Origin of the sequence: Stackebrandtia soli (assembly GCF_965137155.1) — a bacterium.
GTDB classification, from domain to species: Bacteria; Actinomycetota; Actinomycetes; order Mycobacteriales; family Micromonosporaceae; genus Stackebrandtia; species Stackebrandtia soli.
Window position 1 is genome coordinate 79907 of record NZ_CBCRZX010000006.1, and the last position, 21221, is coordinate 101127.

17 protein-coding genes, 1 tRNA gene, 4 pseudogenes and 1 riboswitch are annotated in these 21221 nt (G+C 68.5%); of the genes and pseudogenes, 10 read left to right on the plus strand and 12 right to left on the minus strand.

What is annotated here, in order from left to right:
- Window positions 1-53: 53 nt before the first annotated feature.
- The 3 genes from ACM9NP_RS05865 to ACM9NP_RS05875 form a co-directional block, all read right to left on the minus strand.
- On the minus strand, window positions 54-1352 hold the full coding sequence (locus ACM9NP_RS05865; protein WP_415645560.1) for a hypothetical protein: 1299 nt from the start codon (window positions 1350-1352) through the stop codon (window positions 54-56).
- Complete coding sequence (locus ACM9NP_RS05870) at window positions 1327-2628, minus strand: DUF4253 domain-containing protein (protein WP_415645561.1); 1302 nt, start codon at window positions 2626-2628, stop codon at window positions 1327-1329. Before ACM9NP_RS05870 ends, ACM9NP_RS05865 begins: the two co-directional genes overlap by 26 nt.
- A gap of 214 nt (window positions 2629-2842) precedes the next feature.
- Window positions 2843-3619 (minus strand): SGNH/GDSL hydrolase family protein, encoded by a 777-nt coding sequence (locus ACM9NP_RS05875; protein WP_415645562.1) that lies wholly within the window; start codon window positions 3617-3619, stop codon window positions 2843-2845.
- A 416-nt stretch (window positions 3620-4035) separates the two neighbouring features.
- Between ACM9NP_RS05875 and ACM9NP_RS05880 the strand changes: the two genes are divergently transcribed.
- A complete protein-coding gene (locus tag ACM9NP_RS05880; RefSeq protein WP_415645563.1) occupies window positions 4036-4659 on the plus strand; it encodes a hypothetical protein in 624 nt (207 codons plus the stop codon).
- A gap of 166 nt (window positions 4660-4825) precedes the next feature.
- On the opposite strand, the gene ACM9NP_RS05885 is transcribed toward ACM9NP_RS05880, so the two are convergent.
- The 4 genes from ACM9NP_RS05885 to ACM9NP_RS05900 form a co-directional block, all read right to left on the minus strand.
- Entirely contained in the window at window positions 4826-5323 is a 498-nt protein-coding gene (locus ACM9NP_RS05885) for a hypothetical protein (RefSeq protein ID WP_415645564.1), read from the minus strand.
- 219 nt (window positions 5324-5542) lie between these two features.
- The gene (locus ACM9NP_RS05890) at window positions 5543-6745 is read right to left on the minus strand and encodes a peptidylprolyl isomerase (RefSeq protein ID WP_415645565.1); all 1203 of its coding nucleotides are present in this window, start codon (window positions 6743-6745) and stop codon (window positions 5543-5545) included.
- A 128-nt stretch (window positions 6746-6873) separates the two neighbouring features.
- On the minus strand, window positions 6874-8193 hold the full coding sequence (locus ACM9NP_RS05895; protein WP_415645566.1) for an MFS transporter: 1320 nt from the start codon (window positions 8191-8193) through the stop codon (window positions 6874-6876).
- A gap of 36 nt (window positions 8194-8229) precedes the next feature.
- Window positions 8230-8511 (minus strand): hypothetical protein, encoded by a 282-nt coding sequence (locus tag ACM9NP_RS05900; RefSeq protein ID WP_415645567.1) that lies wholly within the window; start codon window positions 8509-8511, stop codon window positions 8230-8232.
- Between the two features lie 137 nt (window positions 8512-8648).
- Between ACM9NP_RS05900 and sucC the strand changes: the two genes are divergently transcribed.
- From sucC to purH, 8 genes and pseudogenes are all read left to right on the plus strand, one after another.
- Complete coding sequence (gene sucC / locus ACM9NP_RS05905) at window positions 8649-9827, plus strand: ADP-forming succinate--CoA ligase subunit beta (RefSeq protein WP_415645568.1); 1179 nt, start codon at window positions 8649-8651, stop codon at window positions 9825-9827.
- 2 nt (window positions 9828-9829) lie between these two features.
- A complete protein-coding gene (gene sucD, locus ACM9NP_RS05910; protein ID WP_415645569.1) occupies window positions 9830-10717 on the plus strand; it encodes a succinate--CoA ligase subunit alpha in 888 nt (295 codons plus the stop codon).
- 337 nt (window positions 10718-11054) lie between these two features.
- Complete coding sequence (locus ACM9NP_RS05915) at window positions 11055-11447, plus strand: NUDIX domain-containing protein (RefSeq protein ID WP_415645570.1); 393 nt, start codon at window positions 11055-11057, stop codon at window positions 11445-11447.
- Between the two features lie 65 nt (window positions 11448-11512).
- Window positions 11513-11982: pseudogene (locus ACM9NP_RS23970) on the plus strand (IS982 family transposase); the annotation flags it as partial.
- A 419-nt stretch (window positions 11983-12401) separates the two neighbouring features.
- Complete coding sequence (locus ACM9NP_RS05920) at window positions 12402-13694, plus strand: cell division protein PerM (RefSeq protein ID WP_415645571.1); 1293 nt, start codon at window positions 12402-12404, stop codon at window positions 13692-13694.
- 55 nt (window positions 13695-13749) lie between these two features.
- A complete protein-coding gene (purN, locus tag ACM9NP_RS05925) occupies window positions 13750-14355 on the plus strand; it encodes a phosphoribosylglycinamide formyltransferase (RefSeq protein WP_415645572.1) in 606 nt (201 codons plus the stop codon).
- A gap of 27 nt (window positions 14356-14382) precedes the next feature.
- Window positions 14383-14838, plus strand: a complete 456-nt coding sequence (locus ACM9NP_RS05930) for a DUF7832 domain-containing protein (protein ID WP_415645573.1) — start codon at window positions 14383-14385, stop codon at window positions 14836-14838.
- 11 nt (window positions 14839-14849) lie between these two features.
- A riboswitch (ZMP/ZTP riboswitch) is annotated at window positions 14850-14953 on the plus strand.
- Between the two features lie 59 nt (window positions 14954-15012).
- Window positions 15013-16572, plus strand: a complete 1560-nt coding sequence (gene purH / locus ACM9NP_RS05935) for a bifunctional phosphoribosylaminoimidazolecarboxamide formyltransferase/IMP cyclohydrolase (protein ID WP_415645574.1) — start codon at window positions 15013-15015, stop codon at window positions 16570-16572.
- A gap of 478 nt (window positions 16573-17050) precedes the next feature.
- Here the strand turns inward: purH and ACM9NP_RS05940 are convergent, their stop codons facing one another.
- From ACM9NP_RS05940 to dcd (ACM9NP_RS05955), 4 genes and pseudogenes are all read right to left on the minus strand, one after another.
- On the minus strand, window positions 17051-17983 hold the full coding sequence (locus ACM9NP_RS05940) for a mechanosensitive ion channel family protein (RefSeq protein WP_415645575.1): 933 nt from the start codon (window positions 17981-17983) through the stop codon (window positions 17051-17053).
- Window positions 17984-18131: 148 nt separating this feature from the next.
- Window positions 18132-18518: pseudogene (gene dcd / locus ACM9NP_RS05945) on the minus strand (dCTP deaminase); the annotation flags it as partial.
- 99 nt (window positions 18519-18617) lie between these two features.
- Window positions 18618-19415, minus strand: a pseudogene (locus ACM9NP_RS05950) (LAGLIDADG family homing endonuclease); the annotation flags it as partial.
- Window positions 19416-19460: 45 nt separating this feature from the next.
- Window positions 19461-19766 (minus strand): annotated as a pseudogene (dcd, locus tag ACM9NP_RS05955) (dCTP deaminase); the annotation flags it as partial.
- Between the two features lie 138 nt (window positions 19767-19904).
- Between dcd (ACM9NP_RS05955) and ACM9NP_RS05960 the strand changes: the two are divergent.
- Window positions 19905-19978: transfer RNA gene (locus tag ACM9NP_RS05960), tRNA-Gly, on the plus strand.
- Window positions 19979-20023: 45 nt separating this feature from the next.
- Here ACM9NP_RS05960 and ACM9NP_RS05965 read toward each other — a convergent pair.
- Window positions 20024-21205, minus strand: coding sequence for an MFS transporter (locus ACM9NP_RS05965; RefSeq protein ID WP_415645576.1), 1182 nt, complete (start codon window positions 21203-21205; stop codon window positions 20024-20026).
- Window positions 21206-21221: the final 16 nt, after the last annotated feature.

Here is a 21221-nt window from a genome sequence, read left to right on the forward strand (position 1 = left end):
GATCCTGCCCCCGCCGGGTTCGTCGTGGCCTCCCCACGGCGAGCCCGGCGCCGTCAATCGTCGCGTCGGTCGTCGGGCGTTCCCGGCAGGTGCAGTCTCGTCAGGCCGCCGTCGTCCTCCGGATAGGCGAGTGCGAGCCGAACCACGTCGCCGTCCCCACCGGCCCCCGCGGTTCGCGCGTCCACCGTCCCGCCCGTGAACTCGACCATGTCGAGAGCGATCCACGCGTCGGTGAAGGTCGCCCCGCGAAACGAGACGGTGCCGTCCTCGAAGGTCGTGCCACGAAAGGAGACGGGGCCGCCGGCGAACGCCGACCGTTCGAACGACACCACGCCACCGGCGAACCGCGAGTGCTCGAACGAGATGGACCCGCCGTCGACGCGAGCCTCGTCGAACGAGACCGCTGCCCCGGTGAACTCCGTCGACGGGAACGCGACGGACCCGGCGGGGAACCTCGCCCGCGTGAACGAGATCGACCCGCCCGAGAACTCGGTGCCGAGGAACGTCATCGTCCCGTCGACGAACTCGGTGTCATCGAAGTAGACGGTCGACCCGATGAAGTCGGCCCAGGTGAACGGCACCGGGATGTGGAACCGAGCCTGGTTGAAGGTGACGACGCCGTCCCTGAACGTCGTGTCCGCGAACGACACCGCTCCACCGAGGAACTCGGAGCGGTCGAAGCGGACGAAGCCGGTGAACGTCACGCGGGCGAAGTCGAAGGTCCCGGACACGAAGCGCGCCCCCGAGAGGTCACCGGCGTCGAGGACCGCGCCGCTGAAGTCGAAGCGATGCTCGTGCCAGGTCCTGCCGGGAACGGGATCGACGCGCAACCGTCGCCCGATGATGTCGAGGACGGTGCGACGAACTTCTTTCTCGGAACCCGTCCGGGTGGTCCGAGGGCCGTCCTCGTCGCCGGGCTCGTACGGCATTCGCAGGTGGCCGCATAGGACGTCGACGCAGAGCTGCCGGCCCGCGTGCCACTCGTCGGCGAGCGCCGCCATCGCGCACACTCCGGCGAGGCGCTCCATGGGCGCGGTCGACGCGATCTGGGCGGCGGCCCTCTCGAAACGGTCGAGGGGATCGTCGCGGCCCGCGTGCCGGGCCACGAGCAGCGCGACGAGGGCTCCGGTCCCGGTGAGGACGGTGAGGGCGAGCCACAGCGTGTCGAGCCGGGTCACCGCCGCGTCGAGCGGCCTCCACAGTGTCCAGGCGACGGCCGCCGCGGAGGCGAGGAGCGCCACCGCCACCGTGAACCGACGGCCGAACGTGATCCGCGCCGACGCCCGACGCCGGTCCGACCGGAACGGGTGTTCGCGTTCCGGTTCGTCAGGCCCAGCGGAAGTACCAGGCACGGGAGCGGACCATGTGCAACGCGAGATCGTCCAATGTGGGTACTCCGGCGGCCATGAGATCGGGGCAGTACGCGTAGACCTCCTGCGCCACTTGGAGGACGTCCTCGTCCTCGGTCGGCGGGCTCGGCACGTATAGCTCCAGAATGTCCCACGTCATCGACACGAGTTCGACCTCGTGCAGTTCGTGCCAGTGCCGCAGGACGCTCGCGTGCTCGGCGCCGTACAGTTCCCAGTTCGTCGAACCCTTCCACGGCAGGAGCGCCGGGATCTGCCAGCCGTAGTCCGCCTCGATCAGGCCCAGCAGGCCGTCCGTCTTGGGGACGGCGAAATCGGAGTCACCGCGTCGTTGGAGGATCGGCACCCCGCGCGGCGGTTCGCCCGCTTCGGCGGCCTTGTCCTCGAACAGTTGCGACACACTGACTTCGGAGAGGCGGCTGAGCTCGTCCTCACCCTCGTGGAGGACGCCTTCGCCGTTGTCGAGCCAGTCGTCCGGCGAACCGAGCAGTACGGGGAGCCAACCGGTCTTGTCGTGGACCTGTCGGATCTGTAGCCACCAGCCGAGCGCCTCGCTCGCGCGGACGCCGAACGCCCACAGCCGAACGTCGCCGCGCCGCACGATTTGTTGCATCGGTGGGACGGCGACCCCGGCGGCGCGGAGCGCGGCGCGGGGCGACCCGGACACGTCCATCGGGAGCGCTGTCGAGGACGGCTTCTTCTCGTCGGGGGGCGGCGTCGGCGGATCGAGGTCGAGGAGCTGACGTCGCGGTCGCTCGGGCACGAAGTAGTCGTCGAGGGCGGGACGCCGGAGCGCGGCGGCGTCGGCCTCGGTGGGGCGCTCGATGGCGGCGGATTCCTTGGGCGACGGGTGGTCGGTGACGTGGGCCGCCGGTTCGGCGGCGGGTGGAGCGGGTGCCGTCGGCTCGGACGGGGCGTCCACGGGGGTGGACACCGCTTCCTCGGCGGCGGGTGGATCGACGAGCTCGGGTGGGTCGGTCGCGGTCGCCGGTTCGTCGTCCTTCGGGTAGCCCGGCCATTCGTGCAGCGGGGCGCTGACTCGGACGGCGGGGCGAGGAAGGGGTTCGTCTGGCAGGGGCGCGGCGTCACCGAGCACCGGGGACGACGGCGCGGCCGGAGTCGGTTCGGCCTCGTCCACCGGGGTCTCATCCTGTGTGGATGATTCGGGCTCGGTGTCGGGTGAGGCCGGGCCAGAACGGGTCGAGCCGGTGTCCCCGTCGTCGTCGAGGCGGCGTCCCAGAAGTTTCTGAAGCAGTCCCACGACAGTAGATAATGCCGCTTCCGGGGCGGCGAAAGCAAGGCGGCACGGGAAACGGTCTGTCCTTTTCGGCTTTCGCGGCGCGGGACGGATGCCGGGAAACCGTCTCGCCGCGTCCGCGCCGTTCGTCATCGGCGCCGCTTCTTCTGGACCATCAGCCCGAACATCCAGGCCGCTACCAGGAGCAGCACCATGAAGATCATTACTTTGAAGACCATCAATCCTCCTTCAGGTCGACGGGGGTCAACAATGGACGTTTCGCGGTGATCGTGTCGCCGCTCGAGGTTCCCTTGATCCTGCGCTTCACCCACGGCGCGAGGTGATGCCGCGTCCAAGTGAGGTCGTCCCCGCGTCGACGCACCCAACTCTTGCGGGTGACCGGCGCGAGATCGACCTTCCAGTCCGGGTCGGGGTCGATGTCGAGGGCGGCGCACACCTTGCCGGCGACGCGCTTGTGTCCCAGCTCCGACATGTGCAGGCGGTCGACGCTCCACAGGCGTTCGTCGGCGAAGGCCTCGTCCGACCACAGGTCGACGAGGGAGGCCCGGTGCCGCTTGGCGACCCGGCGCACGGCCTCGTTGACGCCCGCGAGTCGCGATTGCAGCATGCGTTGACCGGGGACCCGCGCGCCGGCCGAGAATGTGAAGAGAATCACCTTTGCGTCGGACGCGGTCAGGACCCGGACGACCTCGTGGAGCCGTGTCCCGAGTTTCGCGGGGTTGAAGCCGGAGCGCAGTGCGTCGTTCCCGCCGGCGACGAAGCTGACCAGGTCGGGCCGCAACCGAAGGGCGGCGGGCACCTGTTCGTCGACGACCTGGTCGAAGAGGCGTCCCCGGACGGCGAGGTTCGCGTATGTCAGGCCCGAATAGGACTTCGCGAGCTGCGCGGCGACGAGATCGGCCCAGCCCCGCAGGCTCCCGTCGACGTAGTGATCGTTCATGCCTTCGGTGAAGCTGTCGCCGAGGGCGGCGAAACCGTTGAATCGCTGTGCCATCACATCGCTCCTGCCTGTGCCGCGAATGGATCAACATTGCCAGACGATGGGCTCGTCGATGCCGGACCGGAAGTGTGTCGTCCGCGTGGCGGGCCGCCGTCGCCCCTGTGAGGGGCCGTCCCGTCATGGCGGGTCGCCTGCGGCGGCGCCGGAACGCCATCGTTCGCGTCGGCGAAACACCTGCGTACGACACCGATACGCCGGACTTCTCGCCTGCCGAGTGACGTCCTGACCCGCGCCTCACGCGATCTTCGGATGACGGGACCTCCTCTACTGTGCGCCGCGAGAATAACGGAACGGTTGCGGAATCGGTATCGACGTCGCGGCAACCCCGTGACGAGTCGGCCGTAACGTCGAGTGGGGACGGGCCGCACTCCGCCCGTGACAGCGGTCGAGGGAAATAGGAAAATATCTGAATGTACGACGACAACGCATGGCCGGACACGGCCCCCATATCCGTCTTCATCGCCGAGCGTAAACGCCCACAACGCGTGCTGGCAGCCGCCGTCGCGCTGGGGGCCGCCGCGGCTTTCCACCTGCTCGCGGCGGCGTTGTACGGCACCGCCGTCATCAAGAGCCCGGACGCGGTCGTGCTGTCCGAACAGATCGCGACCTGGGTCATGGTGGTCGTCAGCGTGCTGGTGGGATCCGCGACGGCGACCATCGTCGTCGGCCTGCTCCGTGGACGGCGGTGGGCTCCACTGGGCGGCCGCGTCGCCGGAGGCGTGTACGCGGTGTCCTGCGGTTTCTTCGGCCTGTCGGCGATGCCGCCGTCGGGCACGGCCTCGGCCGGGTTCACCTGGTTCTACGCGGTGGTGGCGTTCGTGATCGCCGTCGCCGGTGTCGTCGCCCTGCTATGCCTTTTCGGACGGTCCGTCGACGAGTACTTCGCGCCGCCGCAGCAACAGCAGGCGACGCCGTTCGCCCCGACCGGCCCCGACGTGCAGCCTCTGGGCGGCTACGACCGGGACTGGATTCCCCCGGCACAGCACGAACCGCCCCGCGACCAGCGCCAGCAGTACCCGCCGTTCGGGCAGTGACGAGAACGGGCGACCGAGTATCACTCGGTCGCCCGTTCTGTTTCGTTCGTTCGGCACGGCGGAGGCCGCGTTCGTCGCTGGTCGCGTCTTGCGGCCCGCCCGGGAGGCGCCGCGTGGGCCGCCGAACCGTAAGCCCGGTTCGAGACCCTCGACCGCGACCGGGGCCCTAGCGTCCCTGCGGCTGCTGGGGGTAGCCGCCCTGCTGAGGGGGCTGGTACCCGCCCGGCTGCTGCGGGTGACCCTGCTGGCCGGCCTGGGGGAATCCTCCGGGCTGCTGGTGAGCCGGCGGGTAACCGCCCTGCTGAGGCGCGTATCCACCGGGCTGCTGGGGCTGGCCCATCTGCGGGAAGCCGCTCGGCCCGGCCGGGGCGCCCGGAGGAGGAGTCGGCGTGTCGGAGCCCTTGCCGGGGCCCTTGATCATTCCGGCGACCATGGCGATCACGAGGATGATGGGCAGGAACATGAGCTTGCCGCCGAAGAAGACGGTCGTGACCCCTTCGAAGTAGACGTAGGCGGCGTACCCGGCCAGGAGCCCGCCGAGGACGCCCATCGCGATCCGCATTCCGAGGCCGGCGCGGCCGCCGATGAACGCCAGGATCACCGTCAGGATCCCGCTTCCGCCGTAGTAGGCGAGGATGAGATTGAAAGTACTTTCGTCCAACATGGATATTTCTTTCTTCGAGCGGGCGCGTTGAGACGCCGATGACCTTGGCAAACGGGGGCGAACAAGCCAGGGGATGCCAACCGCTGGCGAGCATACGCCCGGCCCGCCACTACTCGGTGGTCTCGCGGCGACGTCGGCGTAACGACTGCGCAACGAATGCGAGTACAAACACGAAGAGACCGGCGCACATTCGCGCGCCGGTCTCGGGTCGTGCTCGGGTCAGCTGGCGCTGCCGGGAAGCCCCGGCAGTTCCCGGCCCGGGCCGCCCTCCGTGGTTCCGGGGTCCGGGCTCTTCGTCGTCGGCAGACCGGGGATGGTCGGCGTCGTCGGAGCCTCGCCCGAAGGAGTCTGTGACGGGGTGCCGGTGGGCGTACCGCTCGGGAGACTCGTCGGGGGGAGGGTCACGGTGCCGTCGGTGATGGTCACCGAGGTGATCACGACCTGCTGCGGCGGCGAACCGTCGTACGGGTCGAGCCCCGCGCTGCCGCCGATCTGGTCCAGCACCTCGAAACCGTCGATGACCTGGCCGATCACCGATACAGAGGCCGTCGGGACGGACTGTCCTCGCAGGAACGCGAAGGTGCTTCCCGCGCGCCCGCTTCCGTCGTTGATCAGCGCCAAGGCGTCGAAGGTCGGTTCGCCGGAGAACTTCTGCTCCGCGCGGAAGCGGTAGCCGGGGCCGCCGCTGCCGGTCCCGGTCGGATCGCCGCAGCGCAGGGTCACGGTCGGCGCCTGCTGCTGCGTGGTGAGCCGATAGCACGGCGAGTTCGCGTAGAAGCCTTGCTGCGCCAGGTAATTGAATCCCGAAACACCACAGGGGACGACGTCGCCGAACAGGAGGACGGTGATCTCTCCGTAGTTCGTGGTGATCGTCGCCGTCTGCCGAGGCGGGGCGTCGCCGAGCGTCGGCGGGGCGATGAGCAGCCCGCTGTCGGCCGATTCGACGACGTCGCAGCCGCCGCCGTCCTGCGTCGAGTCCGGGTCCGCGGTCGATTCGGGGCTCCGGAACAGGGCCCAACCGACGACGGCGACGACCGCGACCAGCGCGATGGTCAAGCCGAGGCCGATCGCGCTGCGGCGCGCCGAACCCTGACGCAGCCAGGGTGGGGTGGAGTCGCCGAACGGGTCGCCCGGCTCGGTCGAGGCCCGAGACGCGGCGGACGCGTCCATCTTGTCCTCGGCGGCCTTCGTCGTGTCGGTCGCCTCGGCCTCCTCGGTCGTGTCCGAGGCGTCGGTGGTTTCGTCCGTCGGCGTTTCGACGGCCGCGTCATCGCCCGGGGCGTCCGTCGCCGTGGCGGTGACGTCCGGGTCGGTCGTGTCGGTGGGGGCGGCCGGGGTCGGGTCCGTCCGGGCGGCGGTGTCGTCCGCCCCGGTGTCGGGAACCGGCTCGGTGGTGGGGGGCGTGCTGTCCTTGCCGTCCATGACGGTCGATGGTATTCGGTGCGCGCTGGTCGAACGCTGAGAGTCGGTGCTTGGGCGGTGGCCCGAATCGCGTGCGCCGGAACATTACCCGGTGAACCGGGTCGGAAGCGCAGAGCGACGCCCCGTCGTCAGTACGGCCGGTGGCGCGTCGAGATCAATCCATACCAGACGGTGACGATCATGTAGCCGACGACGACGCCGAACAGGATGTCGGGCGCGTAACCGTCGGACGGCAGAAGTGACGCTCCCGCGAACATGCCGATGACGAAGCTCAGGTTGAAGACCGTGTCGTTGAGGCTGAACAGGCGGCCCCGGTACTCGTCGGCCACAGTGGTCTGCAGCGAGGTGTCGACGACGATCTTCGTGCCCTGGGACGCGATGTTGATCAGCAGTGTCGCCGCGACGAAGGCCGGTTCCCACATCGCGAACGCGACCCCGGCGATCGTGACGCCGACGAGCAGCATCAGCGCCGTCACCCACCGACCCGGCCCCCACCAGCGCGTGATCCGCGGCGTGATGAGCGCGGACAGGAACGAACCGACCTGGCCCGCCGCGGCGATCCCGGCCAGCCATCCGAGGGTGTCCGCGAAATCCTCAATGGATGGATCGTGGAAGTGGCCGCGCAGGACCGCGAGGGTGACGACCGTGAGCACCCCGTACAGGGCGCGGTGCGCCGCTTGGACGGTCATCGAGTACGCCGCGCCCCGGCGTTGCCACAGGTGCGCGAAACCCGCGACCATGCCCTTCGTCGTCTCGACGATCGCCTCGACGACACGGCCGGTGTGCCGCTCGAACTCGTCCGGCCCCAGATACATCGGACGGAACGCCCGCCATGCGATCAGCGCCGACAGCGCGTACAACGGCGCCGCGAGACCGGACGCGAGCGCGTAGGCGTACTCGCCCTCGGCGAGCCGGGTCACCACGTAGGAGCCCCCGAGCCCCGCTCCGAAACAGATCGTGCCGAGCGTCGTGGCGAAGGCGTTGGCGGTGACGAGATGCTCGCGTTCGACCACGTGCGGCTGTGACGCGGACAGACCCGCGAGGACGAAACGGTTGATCGTGATGACGAGGAGCGCGAAGGAGCCGAAGACGATCTCCGGTCCGCCCCAGAAGATGACGAGCGCCGTCGGGACCACCAGCAGGGCTCGCAACAGGTTCGACACGGCCAGGATGTTGCGGCGGCTCCAGCGGTCGAGGAAGACACCGACGTACGGTCCCAGGACCGAGTACGGGGCGATCAGCATCGCGAAGGCGATGGCGTACGCGAACGGCTCGATCTTCGACGTCGGGTTGAAGAACACGCTGACCGCGAGCCCGCCCTGGAAGAACCCGTCCGCGATCTGGCTGGCGGCCCTGGTGCCGAGGAGCGCGCGAAAATCCTTCCGGGCAAGGATCGCGCGAACGTGGCCGCGCGGGTGGGGCGTCTTCGCGTTCGCCTGGTTCGACACGGCCCCACGATACGGGCCGCACACCAGCACCACGGGTCACAGGGGTGACACCTGCACTGTGGAGTGTTCGACGCCGCCCGGAGACGACGTCGACGCGAAACCACGTCGGCTGATCGTTCGGCTTCGAGGGCGTCCGCGCCGTCGCGGGTTCACCGCTCGCGCGTCGACGACACCGCTCACGGCCCGCTTCCCCGAACCGCCCGACGGGACGGTCACGCCGTGCCGGACGGTCCCGCGCATGGTGAACGTGGTGGTCGGCACGCCCTGCCGAGCGAAGCCGAAGGGAGGGAACACATCGACGGCAGTGAAAAAGGCCACCCAACGCACCCAGGCCGACACGTCGCTGTTCGGCCTCTATACGCTGCGATGATGGGTTGTCCGCGCGTCAAGGGCCGTGTATCCGCGGCCTCGTGGACCCCGTCAACGTTGACATTTCGAAGAGTGGACTACTAACAGTGGACCTGTATGAATACCAGGGGCGCGCCTTGTTCGCCCGGCACGGCGTGCCGGTGCTGGACGGCGGTGTGGCCACCACCGTCGACGAGGCGGTAGACCTCGCCGAGAAGCTCGCCGGGCGCGTGGTCGTCAAGGCACAGGTGAAAGTCGGTGGTCGAGGCAAGGCCGGTGGCGTAAAGCTCGCCGACAACGTCGCAGAGGCACGCGAACACGCCTCCAACATCCTCGGCATGGACATCAAGGGCCACACCGTCGGCAAGATCATGCTGACGGTCACCGCCGACATCGATACCGAGTACTACTTCTCCTTCCTGCTGGACCGCGCCAACCGCACGTTCCTGTGCATCGCGTCCACCGAGGGCGGCGTCGAGATCGAGCAGGTCGCCGAGGAGAACCCGGAGAAGGTCCTCAAACTCCCGATCAACGCGCTGACCGGTGTCGACGCGTCCGTCGCCGCCGAGATCGTCGAGAAGGCGGGCTTCCCGGCCGACCTCGCCGACCAGCTGACCGACATGATCGTCAAGCTGTGGGAGACCTTCGTCTCCGAGGACGCGACCCTGGTCGAGGTCAACCCCCTCGTTCGCACTCCCGAGGGCAAGGCGCTCGCGCTCGACGCGAAGGTCACTCTCGATGACAACGCCGGGTTCCGGCACCCCGACCACGCCGAACTGGAGGACGCCTCCACGATCGACCCGCTCGAGCAGCGCGCGAAGGAGGCGGACCTCAACTACGTCAAGCTCGACGGTGAGGTCGGAATCATCGGCAACGGCGCCGGCCTCGTCATGTCGACGCTCGACGTCGTCGCGTACGCGGGTGAGAAGCACGGCAACGTGAAGCCCGCGAACTTCCTCGACATCGGTGGTGGCGCTTCCGCCGCCGTCATGGCGTCGGGGCTCGAGGTCGTTCTGAGCGACCCGTCCGTCCGCAGTGTCTTCGTCAACGTCTTCGGTGGAATCACCGCGTGCGACGAGGTCGCCAAGGGCATCGTCGGCGCGCTCGACCTGATGAAGCAGCGCGGCGAGGACGTCACCAAGCCACTCGTGGTCCGCCTCGACGGCAACAACGCCGAGCTCGGGCGTTCGATTCTCGACGACGCGAACCACCCGCTGGTGACCCGCGTCGACACCATGGACGGCGCGGCCGACAAGGCTGCCGAACTCGCCGCGCAGGGGGCATAAAGATGGCTATCTTCCTCAATGAGAACAGCAAGATCATCGTTCAGGGGATGACCGGCGCCGAAGGCACCAAGCACACCCGACGCATGCTCGCGGCCGGCTCCAACGTGGTCGGTGGCGTCAACCCGCGCAAGGCCGGCACGAAGGCCGACTTCGACGGAAACGCCCTCCCCGTGTTCGCGACCGTCGCCGAGGCGATGGCCGAGACCGGCGCGGACACGACCGTCGTCTTCGTTCCGCCGAAGTTCACCAAGGACGCCGTCATCGAGGCCGTCGAGGCCGAGATCGGGCTGGCCGTCGTCATCACCGAGGGCGTGCCGGTGCACGACTCGGTCGTGGCGTGGTCGCACGCGGTCGCCAAGGGCAACAAGACCCGCATCGTCGGGCCGAACTGCCCGGGCGTCGCCAGCCCCGGCAAGTCCAACGCGGGCATCATCCCGGCCGACATCACGGGGCCGGGCAAGATCGGTCTCGTGTCGAAGTCGGGAACCCTGACGTACCAGCTCATGTACGAGCTGCGTGACATCGGCTTCTCGACGTGCGTCGGCATCGGTGGCGACCCCGTCATCGGCACGACCCACATCGACTGCCTGGAGGCCTTCGAGGCCGACGACGAGACCGAGGCGATCGTCATGATCGGCGAGATCGGCGGCGACGCCGAGGAACGCGCCGCGGACTTCATCAAGGCCAACGTCACCAAGCCGGTCGTCGGTTACATCGCGGGCTTCACCGCGCCTCCGGGCAAGACGATGGGCCACGCGGGCGCCATCATCTCCGGCTCGGCCGGTACCGCCGACGCCAAGGCTGCCGCGCTCGAAGCGGCCGGTGTGCGGGTCGGCAAGACGCCGTCGGAGACCGCGCGTCTCATGCGCGACGTCGTCAAGTCACTGTAGACAGTCTGTTGTGGGTGGCGTTCGACGCCACCGCGACTCCCCGTCGCATTCGACCCCAGGTCGGCTCGATCCCCGATCCCCGCCGGATCGCGACCCGACGCCCGGCCCCGTCAGGTGGGAGGAAGCGCGCGGCTCCCGGTTCGCGCAACCGGTCGGCTCACCGCTCTGCCCTCGGGCTTGTCGGTCCGTGCCGCGAGGGGGAGACGCCCGATCTGTCGGCTCATCGCCCAATCCCCGACTCGGGGCGGCCCGGATGAATGAGTCCGAAGTCCGGGCGCGTCGGTGGTGACCGTGTTCGAAGGCGTTTGTGTCGTAAGCGTCGTCGAGGATCGGTCGTATGGAGATCGTTCACGAGGTCGCGATCGTTGTGCTCACTGACCGGGGCGGGCGGGTGTTGATGCAGCATCGCGGTCACGACGCCCACGTGGAACCGGGTAAGTGGACACCTCCGGGTGGACAGCTGGAACCTGGAGAAGACGCGGTGACCGCCGCCCACCGCGAACTGCTCGAGGAGACCGGGTTGACCGCCGTCCTTGTGCCCGACCGGGTGGTGGAACGGGCCGGTCCCGATGGGGTCGGGGTCCGATTCCACGTGTTCACCGGCAGCACTGACGCCTGCCAGGACGATGTCGTCCTAGGCGAGGGTCTGGCGATGCTGTTCCTCACCCCCGACGAGATCGCCACGAAGGAACTCGCCGGTAACGCCCACATCTTCTTGAACCTGGTATGACCACACCACCACGTGACGAGGTCGCGAAGGGCGTCGTTGTCCACGTGTGACAGCTGCGGCTCTGAGTGTTCCGCGCCGATCACATCATCGGACGCCGCAGGATCGGGCGGCAACCACTGCTCGCCGACGTTGAACCACTGTGTCCGACCACCATGGAAGTCCTTCTAGGATTCTTCGGTGGGTGATGCTGGATCCGATTCGCCCGCACGAACCTGCGTCACCCGTTCCCCTTCCGGACCAGTCCGAGTACGTCAAACGGCTAGCGTGCGGCGGGCCCACTGATCGCCAAGGTGATCCGCAAACTGGCCGAGGTGACCGAGGCCGCGTGTCGATCCTGCGGCTGATCGGCCCGCCTATGTCTCATGTGGAATGTCGCGGGAGGCGGCGAAGCGGTCGAATCTGGCAGAGGACGCCGGATACGGCCATTGCGTCCCATTCCCGGTACTTCCGGGGCATGCGCCCATGCTGGTCACCACCGTGAAGCATGCGAGTAACCCGGTGCCTGACGACCCACCCTCCCCGTGGTGACGGCGACGGCCATCGCACCGAGCCTCACCCGCAGGACATCCGAGCACCGCTCCGGTCGTCACGCACGCGCCCGTCCGGCCGTCGTCCAGGTCCGGACACTTCGGAGTCGTCGTCGAGCCCCCTCGGCGACGCGCTGTCCACGAGTTCACCCCATCGGGTGGTGACGGCCACGCACTCGAACGAACCGGAGGCGCCATAGGGTAAGGCTTGTCCCGTCATCCGCTGGGTGACAGGGCGACCTTGAACCTTCGCCGCACACGACCGAGCGACGCACGGTTCATGCCCCGATCGGATGGAAACCGTACGAAACACTCGCTTCACGACAGTGGCTTCGGCTACGCCAACTATCGTGCAGCTGTGACCATCCGAGGTGGCAGGAGTCCGTTCCTCCCCGCCTGAGGGCGGGGCATCCACGGAGGAATCCCGATGACAGACCGACACAGCGGCGGCGGACGCGGCACTCAGCGCGACACCGTCGTCGTGTCGCGCCGTCGCGCCCCGGAGGCGCCGCCGCCGAGAGCCCGCGGCGTCCAACGGGACACCGTCGCCGTCACGACCCGTCGCCCGCCCCGGCTCCGGGGAGTGTTCCAAGCCGGCTTCGTCACGTGCTGCTGGAACGGTCTGGTCGTCTTCCTGCCCATCTTGGTCGCCGTCATCACGGCCTGGTGGATCGCCGGGCGACCGGGAGGCGTGGGCGACGTCGTCCGCGCGGCCGGGGCGGTGTGGATCGTCGGGCACGGCGTCCCCGTGACCGTCGCGGGCCTACCCGTCGGTTTGGCGCCGCTGCTGCTCGTCGCCGTGGTGTTCTGGCGGCTCACGAAGGCCGGAGCCAACACCGTGCGGGCCATCGCCGGTCGCAGCTTCCCCGCCGTGCGCGCGGCGACGATCTCCGTGGCCGTCAACTACACCGCGATCACGACGATCGCGGCCCTCGCCGTCGCCCACACCCCGTTCGACGTTCCGGTATGGAGGGTCGCGGTGAACGCCGCGCTCATGTCCATCGTCGCCGGAAGCCTCGGCGCGCTCGGCGCGTCCGGCGGCGGAACCGCCCTGTGGAACAGCATGCCCCCGTGGCTGAGTCGAGGCATGCACACCGGCCTTCTCGTCACGCTCATGCTGCTGTCCGCCGGAGCGCTGCTCTCCGGCATCGCGCTCGCCTCCCGGTCCACCGCCGTCACGGCGACCCTCGCCGCCTATCCCGAAGGCGTGCTCGCCGTCGGACTGCTCACCCTCGTCTACCTACCGACCGCCGCCGTGTGGGGAACGTCGTATCTGCTCGGCCCCGGATTCGCGATAGGCGTCGACACGAGCGTGCGGATCATCGGCGTCGAACTCGGGCCGATGCCCGTGTTCCCGCTGTTCGCGGCGATCCCCGACGGCCCCCTCGGTGACGCTGGAACTCTCCTGTATGGACTACCCATCCTCATCGCGAGCGTCTACGGCGTCCGACTCGGCCTGCGCGGCCACGACCTGCGCGCCGGAGCCGCGTTCTTCGCGGTCCTCGTCACGACCGTCACGAGCACGGTCCTCATCGCCGCCGTCACCGCGCTCGCCAGCGGCCCACTGGGCAACGTGCGGATGGCGGAAGTCGGCCCCGATCCGCTCCTGACGGCCGCGATCGTCGCGGCCGTGACGTTCGTGTTCGGACTGATCGGCTGTTTCAGCGTGCGACTGTTCGGAGGCGGACGTCGCGACGTCCTGGATGAGGCGGGGCGTTAAGGTAGCGCGTGATCATTCACGGGTGGATTACGCGATGTGACGGGCGGTGCCGGGCATGACCGCCAGGCTCGTCGTCCTGATCTCGGGATCGGGATCGAACCTCCAAGCCCTCATCGACGCGTGCGCCGACCCCGCGTACGGCGCGACCGTCGTCGCGGTCGGCGCCGATCGGGACGGCATCGAAGGGCTGGAACGCGCGCGCCGAGCCGACATCCCGACCTTCGTGCACAGAGTCTCCGACTTCGAGACCCGCGATGCGTTCGACAGAGCCGTCCGAGACTCCGCCGCCGCCTTCGAACCCGACCTGGTCGTGTCGGCCGGTTTCCTCAAGATCCTCGGCGACGCGTTCCTCGACCGCTTCGACGCCGCCTACATCAACACCCACAACTCGCTCCTGCCGTCGTTCCCCGGCATGCGCGGCCCCGCCGCCGCCCTCGAATACGGTGTGAAGATCACCGGGGCGACCCTGTTCCTCTGCGACAAGGGCGTCGACACCGGTCAGATCATCGCGCAGGTCGCCGTCCCCGTGGCCGACGACGACACCCTGGACACACTCACCGAACGGATCAAGGTCGCCGAGCGGGCCCAACTCGTCGAATGCGTCGGACGCATGGCCCGCGACGGTTGGCGCGTCGAAGGTCGGCACGTCCGCATCGGCTGATGGCGCGACGCTGAGACAATCATCGCCGTGAAGTACGACGACGTCGCATGGCACCACGGCGGTGACTTCCCCGCCGACGTCCCGCCCGAAGCCGGGGCCACCCACATCGGTGCGTTCCTGCACTGGCTGATCATCAACGACAGAATCGGCGACGAACTGCGCGAGGACTCCGTCGACGCGATCGCCGCCGTCCGCTCCGGCACGATGACCGGCGCCCGCTTCCTCATGTCCGAACTCGACGGCAAACTCATCGACGAGGACTTCGACGACGAGGGCAACGCGTTCGCCCTGGCGTACTACGAGGGACACGGAGGCGGAAGCCCCTACATCGCCGACTACCTCGCCACCCTCGACGTCACGACCGCGCCCGACAGCTTCTACCGAGTACCCGACGGATCGTCCACTCAAGAGGCGCTGTCGACGGTCATCGGCGCCCGATACGCCGAGTGGGTCGACGCGGGCCGACCGGCCGTCCTCGAGTGACGGTGTTAGGGTCGGCGGGTCGCGACTGGCGAACCGGCGAGACACGCCGAGGTGGATAACCACCGGGGAGCGATACGCAACAAGCAGACTGAGGTCGAACGCCTGGGCCGAAAGTCGACGTGATCATTCACTCGGCTTTCGCAACCCGCGGCAGCCGTCTGCGACAGGAGCGACATGAACGCCACCACAACCGGTGCCCGCAAACCCGTCCGGCGCGCACTGATCGGTGTATTCGACAAGACCCTGCTCGAAGCGCTCGCGATGGGCCTGCACGACGCCGGTGTCGAGATGGTCTCCACCGGCGGCACCGCCCGCCAGATAGCCGAACTCGGGCTTCCCGTCACCAAGGTGGAGGACTTGACGGGCTTCCCCGAGACACTCGACGGTCGCGTCAAGACCCTCCACCCGACCGTCCACGCCGGGCTCCTCGCCGACATCCGCAGGGAATCCCATGTGGCGCAGCTGGCGGAGTTCGGCATCGAGCCCTTCGACCTCCTGGTCGTGAACCTCTACCCGTTCGCCGAGACGCTCGCGGCGGGAGCGGGTTTCGAGGAGACGATCGAACAGATCGACGTCGGCGGTCCGTCGATGGTGCGGGGCGCGGCGAAGAACCACGCCAATGTCGCCGTCGTCGTCGACCCCGGCGACTACGCGGAGGTCCTCTCCGTCATCGAACGCGGAGGCTTCACCGAGCCGGAGCGCCGAGTGCTCGCCGCGAAGGCGTTCGCCCAGCTGGCGACGTACGACGCTCAGGTCGCGACGTGGCTGAACCAGTCGCCGGACGGAAGTCTGCCCACCTACGTCGGCCAACCACTGTACAAAGTGTCCGACCTGCGGTATGGCGAGAACCCGCACCAGGCCGCGGCCCTGTACGTCGACCCACAGGCGACCGGCGGTCTGGCCCAAGCGGAACAACTGCACGGCAAGCCCATGTCCTACAACAACTATGTGGACGCGGACGGCGCCTGGCGCGCCGCCAACGACTTCGAGCACCCGTGCGTCGCGATCATCAAACACGCCAACCCGTGCGGGATCGCCACCGCGAAGGACATCGCCGACGCGCACCGGAAGGCGCACGAGTGCGACCCGGTGAGCGCGTACGGCGGTGTCATCGCGGCGAACCGGGAGGTCACGATCGAGATGGCGCGGCAGGTCGCCGACGTGTTCACCGAGGTGATCGTCGCGCCCTCCTTCGCGGACGACGCCCTGGACCTGCTGCAGCAGAAGAAGAGCATCCGGATCCTCGAAGTGGGGGAGTGGACGCCGGAGCTGACCGAGGCACGCCGGATCTCGGGCGGCAGCCTCATCCAGGCACCCGACCGGATCAACGCCGAGGGCGACGACCCGGCGAACTGGAAGCTCGTCACGGGCACGGCCCTGAGCGGTTCGGACCTGGCGGACCTCGCCTTCGCCTGGTGGGCGGTTCGCTCGGTGAAGTCGAACGCGATCCTGCTCGCCTCGGGCCTCGCGACGGTCGGCGTCGGCATGGGCCAGGTGAACCGCGTCGACTCGGCGCGCCTCGCCGTCGCCCGCGCGGGGGATCGGGCACGCGGCTCCGTGGCGGCGTCGGACGCGTTCTTCCCGTTCGCGGACGGCCTACAGATTCTCATCGACGCGGGCGTGAAGGCGGTCGTCCAACCCGGCGGCTCGATCCGGGACGAGGAGGTCGTCGAGGCCGCGTCGAAGGCGGGCGTCACGATGTACTTCACCGGTACCCGGCACTTCTCGCACTAGAGGTCGTCTCGGTACCTCAGGTCGGGTGAGACGCGTGTCAGGGCGTCACCCGGCGAGGCGAAGGATCGCTTGCACGGCCGGTGCCGGCCATGCCTTCCGGTGCGCTGAAGCACCGCGGAGGAGCCTCGCCAACGCGGTCAATGGCCGTCGCACCGCGTCAGCGGTTCGACCGTGGACACCGCGACGCCGCCGGAGCCGACTGCCGGGTAACGAGACGGCCCCTGGCGTCCATCCGACACGGCTCGGCGCTCCAGTGAGGAATGTCGTACCGAAGGGACACAATGTCAGGGTCCGACCCACCGCCGGATGCTTCATGACGGTGGGTCGGCCACCGAGAATCGTGTTACGGCCGGACATGGGACATGTCAGACCCACGCTCGGGCCGCCACCGCGCCGCCCGACAATGAGACTGGACGCGGCGACTGAACACGCCCGGGGGCGGACCATCGTGGTCCGCCCCCGGTTTCGTCGCGTCGCGTCAGCTGGACTGACCACCCATGCCGGGAGGGTTGGAGCCCGACTGTCCGCCCTGGCCGGTCTGACCAGACTGTCCACCCTGACCAGGCTGTTCACCCTGACCCGGCTGTGGGGACGGGGCCTGGTACTGGCCGCCGCCCGGCGTCACCGGGTGTTGCCCCGTCGCGGGCGGGTACTGGGTCGTCGCCGGGCTCTCCTGGCTGTACTGGCCCGACTGGTATGCGGGTTGCCCGATGCTCTCGGCGCGGTTGCGGTTCGTGTTCTCCGCCATCGAAGTGCGCATGTTGCCCGCCTCGCTCTCGACGACACCGAGAGCACGTTCCCACCGTTGCCGCATGGGCTGGACGAGGCCGCCGCCGACGCCGACGATGACGACGCCCGCGATCATCGCGAGGCCCGCGATGAGGATCGGTGTCGTGACGGTCGTCGCGATGCCGATCTGGTTGAGCGCGGCGATCGCGGCGACCGCGATGATCGCGACCTGCGCGATCCGCGCGATCGTCTTCCCGTAGGACAGGTTGCTCATCGCGCCCGACACGAGCTCGAACGCCATGTTGGCGATCGCGGAGGCGACGACCATGATGACGCCCGCGATGAACAGCTGCGGCAGCCACGCGACAAGGTCGTTGAGGAGCGCGCTGACGGGGTTCGGCCCGAACGCGTTGAAGGCGATCTGCAAGGTGAACAGCAAGATCAGGGCGTAGACGAGAGTCCCGGCCATCTTGCTCACCGTGTACTTGCCGGTGAAGCGGTGCATGCCGCCGCGTTCGGCGAGCCGGTCGAGCCCTACCTTCGCCAGGAGCTTGCTGACGGCGGCGCGCAGGAGTACGGCGACGATCCAGCCGACGGCGAGGATGACCACGAAGGCCAAGGCTCGCGGCAGGAAGTTCACCACCGCGTCGAGTGCACTCTGGAAACTCTGCGTGATGTTCATGTCATCGACGGTAGTGAAGGTGTGACGATTTTCGATCGTTTTGCCGCCATTGCACCTGCGAAGACCGGTGGTCGCGGACTCCGGACTTCCGGAAGGGGTCCGCTTAGGACTGGATCGGGGAAACGCGGCGCGCCGATCGTGCGACGAGTCAGGCGTCCTGGGGGTTCTGCCCGGTCGGCCAGGTTCGCCAGTTCTGCCACGAGCGGCTCGGCGTCGGGCCGCGCTGCCCCTGATAGCGGGACCCGTAGACGGCCGACCCGTACGGATGTTCGGCGGGCGACGACAGTTCGAAGAGGCACAACTGCCCGATCTTCATGCCCGGCCACAGGGTGATCGGCAGGTTGGCGACGTTGGACAGTTCGAGCGTGACGTGTCCGGAGAAACCGGGATCGATGAACCCGGCCGTGGAGTGCGTCAACAACCCCAACCGCCCGAGACTCGAGTTATGCGTCGGGATGTAGTTGCGACCAGCCAAGAACATCCCGTTCGGGGTCGACACCTCGATGCAGCGCACCGGTCGCGACACCGTTGGCTCTACGCCGACGACGGCGCGAAACGCGTGCGCCCGACCGGACTTGATCCTGGCCACCTTGCGGGGCAGCCGGAACACCTCGACCTGCGGAGTGAACTTCACCTGGTAGGCGGGTTTTTGTTCCACGCCATAGAGCGTGACCCGCTTCTTCCGTTTGACGGGGCGCAATCCCAGGCTTGCGGCGAGCTCGAGGACACCGTCGCTGATGCGTTCGTTCGTGTTCACGAACTCGCACCGTCCGAACTCGTCGATGTGCCCGTCGGAGTCCATCAGTCCCTGAAGGAGCGCCAATCGCTGGGAACGGTCGGCGATCAGGTATTCCTGCGGCACGTGCTTGTCGCCGAGCAGCCCGAGGGCGCGCAGGGCACTCGACAGCGAGGCGTCGGCGCTGTACCGTCCCTGCGGATCGCGCACGCGAGTGGCGTGGCCGTGGCCTTGACCTCCCACGCGGAAGGACCGAGGGTTGGACGCCGGCCACACGGCGTACCCGGCGGCCTGGACTTCGTCGAGGATGTACTCGTCACCGGCTCCGACGGTGATCTCCGCCGAGGCACTCGTTCCGTCTCCCAGCCAGATCCCGAAGACGTACGGGTCGATCGGAAGCTCGCGCGTGGGGTACCGGGCGGCACCGGCCAGCGGCACCTGGTGGTTCCATTCGTCGCCGACCCGGACGCTCTCGGCGATCTCGCCCGTGGTCCGAACTGTCGCGGGTCGGGCGTGTCGGCGCTCGGCGTTGCTGCGGGTCGACCATTGATGGTCGACGTCGGCGACGATCGATGACTTGTCCGAGAAACGGACTTCCATGCAGGAGCGGCCGTACATGATCGGCGACGCCCGCAGAATCGTGCAGGGTTCACCGTTCTCGTCGAAGACTCGCTGCCCGACGCGCAGGTCGCCCATCGTCCGCCACCCATCCGGGGTGGGGATGGGCGTGTTGACGCACAGCGCCTTGCCCTCCAGCCTCGCCGCGAGGTTGTCGGGGAGGGTGAACACCTCGAGCGTGGACGCGAGCACGAACTCGCCCGGGTGCAGCACGAAGGGTTCGCCGTCGGGGACCTCGGCGAGCGCGGTCAAGTCGTCCTGGCGCTGTGCGGGGTCGATGTGGGTGTACTTCTGGTTGTTGAAGACGCGGAACCATCGATCGAGGCGTACGTCCACGCTGGATGGTTGTACGAGTGTCGGGTCGAACGGCTGTACCCCGAGCTGCCCGGCCTTGATCGCGGCGACTATGTCACGGTCCGACAACAACATGTCCGCGAGCCTAACCGCCGCTGGTGGTGGTGCTGCTGCGAGGTCGGCGGCACGGGAGACGTGGCCACCGGTTACGGGCCCGCTCACGGTGGTGAACACCCGATCCGGTACGATTGGCTCGCCGTCTATCGCGGCAACGCGGATGTAGTTTAATGGTAGAACTTCAGCTTCCCAAGCTGATAGTGCGGGTTCGATTCCCGTCGTCCGCTCCACTGTGAATGCGCCGAGGCCTCGCCTCGGCGTTTTTGTGTTTCGGGTCAGGTCGTTCGGGCCGGGCGGAACTTGACGGCCGTGAATACGCCGACGGCGAGGGCGGTGGCGGCGAGGAGCAGGAAGCCGATCGCGTAGCCGCCGGTGACCTGGAAGATGACGCCCATGACGAGTGGCGGGAAGTAGCCGCCGAGGCCGCCCGCCGCGCCGACGAGGCCGGTGACGGTGCCGACGCGTTCGGGTTCGACGAGCCGTGCGACGAGGGCGAAGACTCCACCGGTGCCGAGGCCGAGCAGGAACGCGGTGGCGACGAAGGAGATTCCGGCGGGGACGTCGGCGGGCGGGTGGAAGGACAGCACGATCGCCATGACGAAGGTGCCGACGAACGAGATGAGGCAGATCGTGGCGGGTCCGACCTTGTCGGAGAGGGTTCCGCCGATCGGTCGCGCGATGACGGCGGCGAGGGAGAAGCCGGCGGTGCGCAGTCCGGCGTCGGTCTGGCTGAACTCGTAGGCGCTCGTGAGGAGGGTGGGGAGGTATGTCGAGAACGCGACGAAGCCGCCGAAGGCGAGCGCGTACAGCATGGACAGCTGCCAGGTGGTCGGGAGTTCGAGTGCCGCGCGCATGCGGGGTAGGGCGGGCGCGGTGCTCGGTTTCCATGTCGGGGAGTCGCGGGCGAAGGTCCAGATGACCAGTGCCATGACGGCGAGCGCGGCGCACATGAGGAGGTGGGTCGTGGTGACTCCGAGGTCGGTCGTGAGGCGGGGTGTGAGGAACGCGGAGAGCGCGGTGCCGCCCATACCGGCGCCGAAGACTCCGGTGGCGAAGCCGCGTCGGGTGGGCGGGTACCAGGCGTTGACGAAGGGGATGCCGACGGCGAAGGAGGTTCCGGCGACGCCGAGGAGGAAGCCCCACAGCAGTAGGAGGGGTAGTGAGTCGTGCCAGAGTCCGACGAGGAGAGTCGGGATGATGCTGATGAGGCAGACGGCGGTGAACATGACGCGGCCGCCGAAGCGGTCGGTGAGGATGCCGACGGGGATGCGTCCGAGTGAGCCGACGAGGACGGGGAACGCGACGAGGATCGATGTCTGGAGTGGTGACAGGTCGAGGGCGTCGGTGTAGGTCTTGGCGAGTGGTCCGATGAGGTTCCATGCCCAGAACGTCAACGCGAACGCGGCGGTGGCGAGCGTGAGGTTGGCGCCGGCGCCGCGCCGGACGGTCTCGGACATGCTCTGGCCTCCCCTG